Consider the following 11,441-nt stretch of genomic DNA (forward strand, 5'->3'; position numbering starts at 1 on the left):
GCGCCTACGGTTTGCTTCGCTGCACCTCCTCTCGCTGTGTTTGGCTTCGCCAAACGGTCGCTGCGCTCCCACCCCCGGATCAATCCCTCCACTCAGCCTTCCGACGTCGCCCGTGGATCAAGATCAAAAGCTTTCGGCGAGCTGACACTCGGCCATTGAGTGGGGCGGCTTCGCCGCAAGGGCAGCACGCAATCTAAACTGAACGCATCCAGTCCCATGTAGGAGCTGCCGAAGGCTGCGATCTTTTGATCTGGCTCTGGTTTTTGATGTGGCTTTGGCTTTGGCTTTGCCTTGGCTTTGGCTCTTGATGTGGCTTTTGATCTTCAGCCCCTTCGGCAGGCCGAGCGAAGGTGTCCATCCGGGGGTTAGGCGCGCAGCGCCATGCGGCGCAGCCGCATACATCGAGAGGAGGTGCAGCGAAGCAAACCGTAGGCGATGCCCCCGGATGGACACCGTAGCGAGGGAACACTGAGCCTCAGCGAAGTGCCGTACGCGGGGGCAAAGCCTTTTGGGTTACCTTTTCGGCGTCTGGAAAAGGTGACTCGCTGTAAGAGCGAAACCGCCAGCGGCAGCACCCGAAGCAACGGATATTCACCCAAAACCCAAAACCCAAACCCAAAGAGTCTGCTCGACCCAAAGGCCGCCAAGCCCCCAAAAAAAACGCCGGCAAATGCCGGCGTTTCAGTGAGCGCTGAACGTATTACCAGTTGTAGGAGTCGTGAAGAGCAGAAGTGGTGCGCGTTCTGCTCCAGCCTGCTGGCGATGACGGCCTGACAGCTGACCAATCTCCAACTGAATGCACCCAATCCAATTGTGGGCTTGCTCGCGAAGGCGACCTGCCAGCCGACCAAACTCCAAATGAAAACACCCGATCCCATGTAGGAACTGCCGCAGGCTGTGATCTTTTGATCTGCTCTGGCTCTTGATGTGGCTTTTGATGTGGCTTTTGATCTTCAGCCCCTTCGGCAGGCCGAGCGAAGGTGTTCATCCGGGGGTTAGGCGCGCAGCGCCATGCGGCGTAGCCGCATACATCGAGAGGAGGTGCAGCGAAGCAAACCGTAGGCGATGCCCCCGGATGGACACCGTAGCGAGGGAACACTGAGCCTAAGCGAAGTGCCGTACGCCGGGGGCAAAGCCTTTTGGGTTACCTTTTCGGCGTCTGGAAAAGGTGACTCGCTGTAAGAGCGAAACCGCCAGCGGCAGCACCCGAAGCAACGGATATTCACCCAAAACCCAAACCCAAACCCAAACCCAAACCCAAAGAGTCTGCTCGACCCAAAGGCCCGCCAAGCCCCCAAAAAAAACGCCAGCAAATGCCGGCGTTTCAGTGAGCGCTAAACGTATTACCAGTTATAGGTCACGTCAGCAGTCATGGTGCGGCCTTCGCCGTAATAGCAGTCGAGGGTACCGTTGCACGCGGCCACGTATTTCTCGTCAGTGAGGTTTTGCAGGTTGGCTTGCAGTTTCACGCCTTTGACATGCAGCGGCGATTTTTCCAGGTCGTAGGAGACCATGGCGTCATACACGGTGTAGGACGGAATCTGGAACGAGTCCGACTCGTAATCCGAACCGTAGCTGCTGCGCACGTAGCGAGCGCCCAGGCCCATGCCGAAACCGGCGAGGGCGGTGGAGATGTCGAAGTCGTAGTTGACCCACGCGGAGGCGGTCAGCGGTGGACGCATGGCCAGGGTGCGACCTTCGCGACCGTCGTTGTCCTTCTCCCACTTGGTCTGGTTACGCGACACCGCCGCCAGCACGCGCAGGTTGCGGGTGACGTTGACCTTGCCTTCCAGCTCGATACCGCGCGAACGCACGGAGCCGCTCTGGGTGCTGAAGCCCGGGTTGGCGAGATCGGTGGTCAGCATATTGTCCTGATCGATCTGGTACGCCGACAGCTGAATGAAACCGTCGATCGACTTCGGCTCGTACTTGACGCCGACTTCGTACTGCTTGCCGGTGGTCGGTTCGAAGGCGCCGCCGCTCATGTCGGTACCGGTCTGCGGCAGGAACGATTCGGCGTAGCTGACGTACGGCGTGATGCCGTTGTCGAACTCGTAGCCGAGGCCGGCACGACCGGTGAACTTCTCGTCTTTCTGGTTGCTGTGGCCGCCGCTCAGCGGTTGCTTGTTGTCGGTTTCGGCGAAGTCATAACGACCGCCGAGGGTCAGGAACCACTGGTTCCAGCGCAGTTGATCCTGAGCGTACAGGCCGGTCTGGGTGATGGTGTTGTCCCATTTGTACGGCTGACGGAAATTGATCTGGCTGCCATACACCGGGTTGTACAGGTCCAGACCCGGAGCGGTGCGGTCGTACAGGCCGAGGAATTTCGAATTGTAGTGGTAGTAGTCCACGCCCAGCAGCACGGTGTGATCGACATCGGCAGTCTTGAACTTGGCCTGGGCGATGTTATCGATGCCGTAGACCTTGTTGTGCTGCGACCAGTCCACGCCGTAACGGGTCTGGTAGCTGCCGTCGTTGAGGCCGGTGACTGGGTTGGTCGGGAACGCATAACCGTGCAGCGGCGCCACGTACTGGTCGTTGATGTCGGCGTAACGCGCGTTCTGCTTCAGAGTCCAGACGTCGTTGAGTTCGTGGGCGATCTCGTAACCGACGACGAACTGCTCGCGGTGGTACTTGTTCACGTCCGGCTCACCGAGGAACAGGCTGCGGCTGATGCGCCCGGCCTGGCTGCGATGTACGGTGCCGTTGGCGGGCAGGCCCTGGGCTTCCGGTACGTCGTGGTCTTTCTGGTACTGACCGAACACGGTGATGGTGGTCTGGTCGTTGGGCAGCCAGGTCAGGCTTGGCGCCAGCAGCATGCGGTTCTGGCTGGCGTAGTCGATGGCCGAGCCGCTGTCGTTGACCACACCGGTCAGGCGATAGAGGAATTCGCCCTGATCGTCGATCGGGCCGCCGAGGTCGAAGGCACCGTACTTGCGGTCATAGCTGCCGCCACCGAGCTTCACTTCGTGCAGCGGGGTCGCGGTCGGACGCTTGCTGACCATGTTGACGATACCGCCCGGCTGGTTCTGGCCGTACAGCACCGAGGCCGGGCCCTTGAGCACTTCGACGCGCTCCAGGGTGTACGGGTCGATCTGCAGCGAACCGCCGGTGCTGCCGCCGCCGTAAGGCATGTGCAGGCCGTCGAGGTACAGCGGAGTAGGGGAGAAACCGCGGGAGGTCGGTTCGTCGAAGATCTTCACCCGGTCCGAGAAACCGCCGCCGGTCATGCCGGGGGTGTATTGCAGGGCTTCGGTGACGGTCTTCGAACCGCGCATCTTGATTTCGTCTTGAGTGACGACGTTGATGGTCTGCGGGATTTCCTTGAGCGACGAATCGGTCTTCGATCCGGTGGCGCTGCGCTTGGCGACGATTCCGTCTACCGGGCCCCAGGCAGATTCCGCAGTGGCGGAAATGCTGGTCGGGGCCAGATCGAGGCTGGCACCGCCGCTGCTGCGCGAACGCAAGGCGACGTTGTTGCCTTCGACGCTGTAGGCGATGTTGGTGCCTTGCAGCAGTTGCGCGATGGCGGCGGTCGGTTCCAGGTTGCCACTGACCGCGCTGCTGCGCAGACCGCTGACTTCATCCGGGCTGTAAAGCACTTGGAGGTTGGTCTGGCGACCGAATTCCTGCAAGGCGCTCCCCAGCGACTGTGCAGGAATATTGATCGCCACGGCGGCGGCCTGGGCCTGGCCGATCATCGGCACAGTCAGGGCCATGGCGCAGAACGCTGGCAAGGTGCAACGGAAGGAGCGGCGGATCAGCAGAGCCTTGGCGAGCGGGTGGAGTCCGTGCGGTGCGGGCATTGTTCTTCTACTCTTCAAAGTGTTGACTGAGAACTATTTCTATTAACTGTTAGTAAGACGTTGAGCCTTCCGAAAACCGGAAAGCTCAACGCAATTTTTTTACAAATTTTTCACAGTCAGGCGGGTTGCAGCTCAGTGACCACTTTGCCGGCGCTCATGCGCACCAGTTGGTCGGCGACATCGAAGTAACGATCGTCGTGGGAAATGACGATGATGGTCTTGCCCAGACGCTTCAGGTCCGGCAGCAGCTCGGTGTAGAAAATCCGCCGGAAGGTCGGATCCTGATCGGCGGCCCACTCATCGAACACCAGCACCGGACGCTCCTCCAGCCAGGCGTTGATCAGGGCCAGACGCTTGCGCTGGCCGGTGGACAGGTCGGTGGTGGTGAACGAGCCGTCACGCACGCTGACCTTGTGCGCAATTTCCAGGCGCTCCAGATATTGGTTGGCGTCTTCCGGGATATGGGTATCGCCCTGAACCACGTCGTCGAACAGATAATAGTCGGCGAAAATCGTGGTGAACAACTGGCGGTAATCGTCGCGGTTGGCAGCGTCGACGAGCTGCTGGTTGAGGCGGATTTCGCCTTGCTGTGGCGCGTACAGGCCCAGCAGCAACTTGATCAGCGTGGTCTTGCCGCAGCCGTTTTCGCCGACGATGAAAATGATGTCGCCCTGTTCGATTTTCAGGTTCACCGGCCCCAACCGGAACGGCTTGGCGCCTTCTACCGTCGGGAAGCTGTACGAGACATCGGTCAGTTCCAGGCTGTGCACCGGAGTCTTTTGGTGGCCCTGGTCGCTGAGCAGCAGGTGCGGCTCGGGCGAGGAGAATTGCTCGGACAGATCGGCGATCCGGCGGAACGCGATTTGCGCACGACTGACGATCGGCAGGGTGCCGATGATGTGCTCCAGCGGCCCTTTCATGTACAGCAGCACCAGCACGAAGCCGCTCATGACTGCTTTGTCAGCACTCGGCCACAGCGATTGCAGGCCCAGCGCCAGGCCGATCACCACGAAGAACAGCATCGAACCCAAGGTCTTGGCGACCACGAAAATGTTCACCGAACGCACCTGCGTGTCGCAGATCTTGTCGGCCGTACCTTCGATGCCAGAAACGAACATGCGATGCCGGCGCGGGCGGTGGATACGCAGTTCCTTGGCGCCCTCGGCGACCGCGTGATAGTGCTTCTGCAACTCGTCTTCGTAGTCACGGGCCTTGAGGAAACCCTGCATGCCACGCCCGCGCGCGATGTACTGAATGACCGTGCCGATCAGGATCGCCACCGCCATCATCAGGAACATCGGCCACGACAGCATCGCCAGGTAGCCCATGCAACCGAGGGTCACGGTCAGGGAAATCGCCAGCGGCGCAAAGGCGAAAGCGAAGTCGCTGATGGTGTCGACGTCGTGGGTCAGCACCGGAATCAGCCGATGGCTGCGATAGCGCTCGATCTGCTCGATCGGCGCCGAGAGGACTTTTTCGCCCAGCTCTTTGCGCAATTTGGCGATGATGTGCTGGCCGACGAAATTGGTGCCGATGTCGGAGAAGATCGAGCTGGTCAGCGCCAGCAGGCACAGGCCGGCGAACACCGCGACCATCGTGCTGGTCAGTGCGCCCTCAGCGTGCAGCACGTTGTTGATGGTCGCCAGCAGCGCGGTGACGCTCAGGCCACCGACCATGCCGAGCAGGATCGACACGCTGACGATCAGTCGAAAGGGTTTGAGCAGGGCGAACAATTCATTGATCACCCCGCGTGTTGGTTTGCTCATGGAGGTTCCCTGCTTGAAGGAGCGGCGAACACCGGCACTGCTCGTGGGGTTCGCCTGGATGACGTAGAGGGCGGTGGACGCGCCATGGAGGATCGCGCCCACCTTTAGAACGACTGGCAGGACGGCTAATTTAGCCGGGCGATGGCGTTACAGATCGCGGGCGACCCGGAAGCCGATCCAGTCGCCACGGGTGTCGGTGTAGGTGGCGTTGCGGTTGCCCGAACGCGAGAACACCGGTGCCTCGCCCCAGTCGTTGCCACGGATGCGCCGCACTTCGCACTTGCCGCTCAGCCAGGCACTGCCATCGCCTGGCGCGCCAACGTAGTTCTCGTTGTAGCAATCGGCGGTCCACTCATAAATATTGCCGTGCATGTCGTAGACGCCGAAGGCGTTGGCCGGAAAGCTGCCGGCCGGCGCGGTGAAGTTATAGCCATCGGCGGCGCCGTAGGTGTTGGCGTGTTTGGCGATGCTGTATTCCTTGCCCTCATCGAACGGGAAGGGGAACGGGCCCGTGCTGCCGGCGCGGGCGGCGTATTCACGCAGCGACTCGCTGACCAGCCGGTATTGCTGGCCGGTCTTCTTCGACAGCCAGGCCACGTAAGCTTCGGCCTCCGGGAAATCCATGCACACTGCCGGGTGCTTGTCGGTGTACTGCTTGCGCGGGTCGCTGCCCTGATAATCCGGGATACCGGCCTTGCACGCGCGACCGGGACGAGTGTCGCCGTCGGGCATTTTGTAGCCGCTGTCCTTGAGGTAGGCGTCCCACTCGCCGCGCAGTATCTGGAAACGGCTGATCGCCAGCGGTTTGGCAAACGTCACCGGGTGCAGCGGCCCTTCATCCGGCTCGCGGCCGACCTCATCCTCCGGGGTGCCCATGGTGAACGTGCCGGTGGGCAGCACGACCATTTCCGGGCAGTCCTTGCAGTCCTTGAACACCTTGCCCGGCGCAGGCGGGGTGGCGGCATGCGCGGCGCCCGGCAGCAGGCCGGCGGCGAGGGCGGTGAGCATCAGCGCCGGCAGCGCCTTCAAGGAAAATCGACGCAGTTCACTGTTCATTGCGAGTCTCGCTAAAAGGAAAAAGGGAGCGTCCGGATTCACAGGGCCTGGTCGAGCACGGCCAGCAAACGGTCGATTTGCTCTTCGTCGTTGAGCAGCCCCGGTGCGGTGCGAATCACCGGGCCGACGTCGCGGTGCGCGGCATCGGCCACCACGCGGTTGGCCATCAGGTGCGCGGCGATCTTGTCGCTGTCCTTGCCCTTGACCCGGAAGAAGGTGAAACCGGCGGACAGTTCGGGGCTCAGTGGCGTCACCAGTTCGATCTGCGAACGTTGCTGCAGGCGATGTTTCAGGTAGCTGTTGAGCGCGTGAATGCGCGCCTCGACCTCGGCCTTGCCCAGCTCAAGATGCAATTTGAACGCTTCGTCCAGCGCCCAGCGGTGCTCGAACGAGTGGTAGCCACCGGGCGTCATGGTGGTGGAAAACGCCGTGGCTTCGGAGAACGTCGGAATGATCGGGGTGACGTACCTGACCTCGGCGAAGCGGCTGCAGACGATGCCGGTGCCGCGTGGGCCGAACATCCACTTATGGGTGCCGGCGATGAAGAAGTCGCAGTTCATCTGCGCGAAACTCAGGTTGTCCACGCCGAAGCCATGCACCCCGTCGACCACGTAAACGATGCGGTCGGCGTCGCTGCGACCGCGGTTGTGCTTGTCGACGATGGCGCCGATCTCACCGATGGGCAGTTTCATGCCACTGCCCGAATGCACCCAGCACATGCCCAGCACCCGGGTTTCGGGGCGGATGGCGCCGTCGATGGCAGCGAGGATTTCTGCTTTGCTCGCGTTGTACGGATCCTTGAACAGACGAATCTTGCGCACCCGGGTGCCGTCGCGTTCGCTGCGCAGGGCGAGGATGGTGTGGGTCGCGTAGTGCTCGTGCTCGGTGGTGAGGATTTCCTGATCGGGGCGCACGTGCACGCCGCCGTAAATCATCGCCAGACCTTCGGTGGTGCTGCCGGTCAGGGCGATCTGTTTGGCATCGGCTTGCAGGTAGCGACCGGCCCAGACTCGCACGTTCTCTTCGCGCTGTTCGATCACGCCGAGGTCCCAATCCATGGTCAGTCCGGGATTTTTGTCGAGGGCGGTGCGGTGCCGCTCAATTGCGTCGCGCACCGGTTTCGGGTGCGAGGTGATCAGAAAATTGGAAAAGTGCAGATACGCCGGATCCTGATCGAACAGTTGCTGCAACTGCGCCCACTTGTTGCCAGTCACGGGCGCAGCGCTCGCGGCACCCGCGACATTCGGCAGGCTCGCGCCCAGTGGCAGCGCCGCCGCGAGAATCCCGGCCTGCTTCAAGAACTCACGACGATTGCTCATGGCTTGGCGGTTCCCGGCGCGACGGCCAGTGCCGGTTTTGCGGCTTTCTCGACCTGATCCCAGACCCGCAGGAAGTTGCCGCCCCAGAGCTTGGCGATGTCCGCTTCGGAGTAACCGCGCGAGATCAGCTCGGCGGTGACGTTGCGGATTTCGCCGACGTTCTCGAACCCTTTGACGCCGCCACCTTCGTTGAAGTCGGAGCTGATGCCGACATGGTCGATGCCGATCTTGCGCACCGCGTAATCGATGGCATTCCCCAGATCCTTGAGACTGGCTTTCGGTTCCTCTTCGAGGATGCCGTACAGGCGGCTGGCGTACTGGCCGAACTTCTGTTCGGACCACGCCGCAATGATCGGGTCGCCCGGCATCAACGCCATCGCCAGGTTCGGTAGCGGCGGCAGGTCAAAGTCCTTGCGCATCTCGTTGAGCTTGTCCTGGGTTTGCTGAGTGAGCGGACGCAGGTACTGCGAGAACGCGACGATCTGCACCACGCCGCCGCTGTTTTTGATCAGCTGCATTTCCTTGTCGCTGAGGTTGCGCGGAATGTCGACCATCGCACGCGGTGCCGAATGCGAGGCCACCAGCGGCGTGCGGCTCAGTTGCGCGACTTGCTCGAGGGCCTTGGTCGACATTTGCGAGACGTCGATGATCACGCCCAGATCGTTGAGGCGCTTGACCGCCTGCTTGCCCAGATCGGAGAGACCGTCGAGGGCGTCCGGCGAATCATTGAGAAAGGGCAGCGGCCGCGACGAATCCGCCCAGTCGTTGTTGCCGATGTAGCTGAAACCGAACATGCGCATGCCGCGTGCCGTCCACAGGTCCAGCAGGTTTAGGTCGTGGCCCAGCGGATAGGCGTTGAGCATGCTGATGAAAATCGCGAATTTGCCTTCGCCGTGCAAACGCCGGAAGTCGTCGGGGGTGTAGGCGATAGCGACCTGATTGGGGTAGTCGCGAACCATCCCGGAGATGATCTTGAAGCGGATTTCCTGCTGATTGCGCGCCTCGTCGACGAAACCGGGTGTCGGCTTGTGCGGGGCGTTCGGGCCGTTCCACATTTCCGGCCAGCCGAAGATGGTCAGCGCGGCGCCGGACAGGCGCCCACGGTTGGCCTTGGCGAGGTCGAACTGGCCGTCGCCGTCCTTGTCGGCTTCGTGGCCATCGGTGCCGAAATTTTGCGTCAGGCTGACATGGCTGTCGAAAGAGAGCATGCGTTCGTGCAGCTCATCGGCCTGCTTCATGACTTTGGCCGGGTAGCCGAGGTCGTCCTTGAACCAGTGTTGCCACACGGCAAAGCCTGCGCCGGCGCTGATCGCCAGGGCCAACGGCAGGCCGATGAATAGAGCCTTTTTCGAACGTGGTTTTGTCATTGCCATCTCAGTCAGGTTCGCCATCGAGTTGCAGGCGCGGAGGCCTTCGCTATCTGGGAGGAACGAGTGGTTGGCCGTGGAATTTAGGTTGCCAGGTTAAAAGATCGCAGCCTCCGGCAGCTCCTACATTGGAACGCGATCACTGTAGGAGCTGCCGCAGGCTGCGATCTTTTCAGGTACCCCCATAAATTTGTGCATGGAGCAAACGTTCTAGCTTGGATAAAGCCTGCTTCATGGCTGACACAGGTAGGGCAATGAAGATTTCTCGACGATGGTTCATGGCGGGCCTGGCGCTGACCGGCGCTGCCGTGCCTGCGGCGTATTTTGGGCATCGTGAATGGACGAAGCCGGACCCGACGATCACCCCGGGCGAAGCGTCTTTCGACGTCGCGGACAGGGCCGGGCAGCGCCTGGCGAATGCGTTGCGCGGGGTGTGGGATATCCGTTTCGAAGGTGTCGATGCTGGCCTCGAAGGCCTGCCGCCCAAGGACCTGCAAGTGTTACTCGACATCGGCCAGAAGGGGCGCGGCGTGTGCGGTTTTCTCGACACGCCCGAGCGCCTGCGTTCCGGCGAAACCCCGCGTTACCGGATTCTTGGTGATCTCGCCGCAGCCGATGCGGCGAAGCTGAGCTGGCGCCTGATCGGCGCCGATGGCCAGATCAGCTATGAACTGGAGATGATCCTCGATGAGGTCTGGGCCGACTTCGGCAATGCCGGCAGTGGCACGCTCAGCGGCAAGGCCTTGCGCCTGGACCGCTCGCTGGCCTTGCCAGCGCAGGACAACCGCTTCGTCGCCGTCAAGCGGCTGTTTCCCGAAGCGCGCGAGCGCACGCCGCTCAATCCGACGTTGCTGGCGTGGTTGATCTCTCCCGAACATCGCCTGTTTCACCAGTTGTGGCATGCGACCCGGGACAAGTGGCACAAACTGCCCGAGGACAAACGCGAAGCCTTGCGCGGCATCGGCTGGCAGCCCGGACCGCGTGACAAGGAGCGCGATGCCCGTGGCCCGCGCAAGGATCGCAATGGCTCTGGTGTGGACTTTTTCTTCATGCACCGGCACATGCTCGGGACGGCGCGCTCGATGCAGGATCTGCCGTCGTGGGAGTTTTTCCCGCTGCCGCAGCCGGAGCTGATCCGCGACCGCGTCGGCTTCGCCCGCTATTTCGACAATCACGACGGCACTGCCTTGCCGCCGACCTGGACGGCTGCGGGCGATGACGAATTCAGCCAGTGGGTCAGCGATATCAAGACTGCCGAGACCTACGAAAGCAACTTCCAGGTCTGGGAGTCGCAGTACCGCGATCCGGCGTATCTGGCCCGGCTGACCCTCGGCCAGTTCGGCTCCGAAGTCGAGTTGGGCCTGCATGACTGGCTGCACATGCGCTGGGCCTCCGTGCCGCGCGATCCGTCCAACGGTCAGCCGGTGCCGTTTGCCCGCGATCCGGCGGACTTCGCTGCCCGCTGGTACAACGCCGAAAACGACTTTCTCGGCGATCCGTTTTCTTCCCACGTCAACCCGACGTTCTGGCATTTCCATGGCTGGATCGACGATCGTATCGAGGACTGGTTCCGTGCTCACGAGCGCTTCCATCCGGGCGAGGTCACGCGGCTGCAAGTCAATGGCGTGCCCTGGTTTGCCCCGGGGCGCTGGGTGGAGGTCGACGACCCGTGGCTCGGGCCGATCACCCATGGCTGCAGCACCACGCCGGGTTTGCAGATGGGCAAGACGGTGGAGATGGATCCGGAAACCATGAAGCTGGCGCTGCGCATCACCTTCATTACCGACGAGGAAAAACTCGCCGGCCTGTTCCGCCGCGTGCCGCAACGGCCATGGTATGCGCGCAATCTGAAGCCTAAAACCAGCCCGGCTTGAGGGCTGCGTCATCGATCATTCGCGAGCAGGCTCGCTCCCACAGGTTTATGTGTCAGCCCACAATGTCCGGGCTGACCGGACACCCTGTAGGAGTGAGCCTGCTCGCGATAGCCCCCGACCTGTCGACCTACAATTGCCTGAGCCACCGCCATCGCGAGCAGGCTCACTCCCACAGGTTTATGTGTCAGCCCACAATGTCCGGGCTGACCGGGACACCCTGTAGGAGCGAGCCTGCTCGCGATAGCCCCCGACC

At 61.9% G+C, this 11,441-nt stretch carries 6 protein-coding genes; 1 reads left to right on the forward strand and 5 read right to left on the reverse strand.

Annotation, left to right across the window (positions count from 1 at the left end):
• Positions 1-1,343 precede the first annotated feature (1,343 nt).
• The 5 genes from BW33_RS16380 to pvdM form a co-directional block, all read right to left on the reverse strand.
• Entirely contained in the window at positions 1,344-3,806 is a 2,463-nt protein-coding gene (locus tag BW33_RS16380; protein ID WP_047600030.1) for a TonB-dependent siderophore receptor, read from the reverse strand.
• A gap of 116 nt (positions 3,807-3,922) precedes the next feature.
• Entirely contained in the window at positions 3,923-5,572 is a 1,650-nt protein-coding gene (locus BW33_RS16385; protein ID WP_007968743.1) for a cyclic peptide export ABC transporter, read from the reverse strand.
• A 147-nt stretch (positions 5,573-5,719) separates the two neighbouring features.
• Positions 5,720-6,628: a dihydropyoverdine dehydrogenase gene (pvdO, locus tag BW33_RS16390; protein ID WP_047600031.1), complete on the reverse strand. Its 909-nt coding sequence runs from the start codon at positions 6,626-6,628 to the stop codon at positions 5,720-5,722.
• A gap of 38 nt (positions 6,629-6,666) precedes the next feature.
• Positions 6,667-7,947, reverse strand: a complete 1,281-nt coding sequence (gene pvdN / locus BW33_RS16395) for a pyoverdine-tailoring periplasmic protein PvdN (protein WP_047600032.1) — start codon at positions 7,945-7,947, stop codon at positions 6,667-6,669.
• On the reverse strand, positions 7,944-9,314 hold the full coding sequence (pvdM, locus tag BW33_RS16400; protein WP_047600033.1) for a pyoverdine-tailoring dipeptidase-like protein PvdM: 1,371 nt from the start codon (positions 9,312-9,314) through the stop codon (positions 7,944-7,946). Before pvdM ends, pvdN begins: the two co-directional genes overlap by 4 nt.
• 254 nt (positions 9,315-9,568) lie before the next feature.
• Between pvdM and pvdP the strand changes: the two genes are divergently transcribed.
• Positions 9,569-11,188: a pyoverdine maturation tyrosinase PvdP gene (gene pvdP / locus BW33_RS16405; RefSeq protein ID WP_047600034.1), complete on the forward strand. Its 1,620-nt coding sequence runs from the start codon at positions 9,569-9,571 to the stop codon at positions 11,186-11,188.
• The last annotated feature ends 253 nt before the right edge of the window (positions 11,189-11,441 follow it).

The sequence above is a fragment of the Pseudomonas sp. RIT288 genome (assembly GCF_000631985.1).
In the GTDB taxonomy this organism is placed as follows: Bacteria; Pseudomonadota; Gammaproteobacteria; order Pseudomonadales; family Pseudomonadaceae; genus Aquipseudomonas.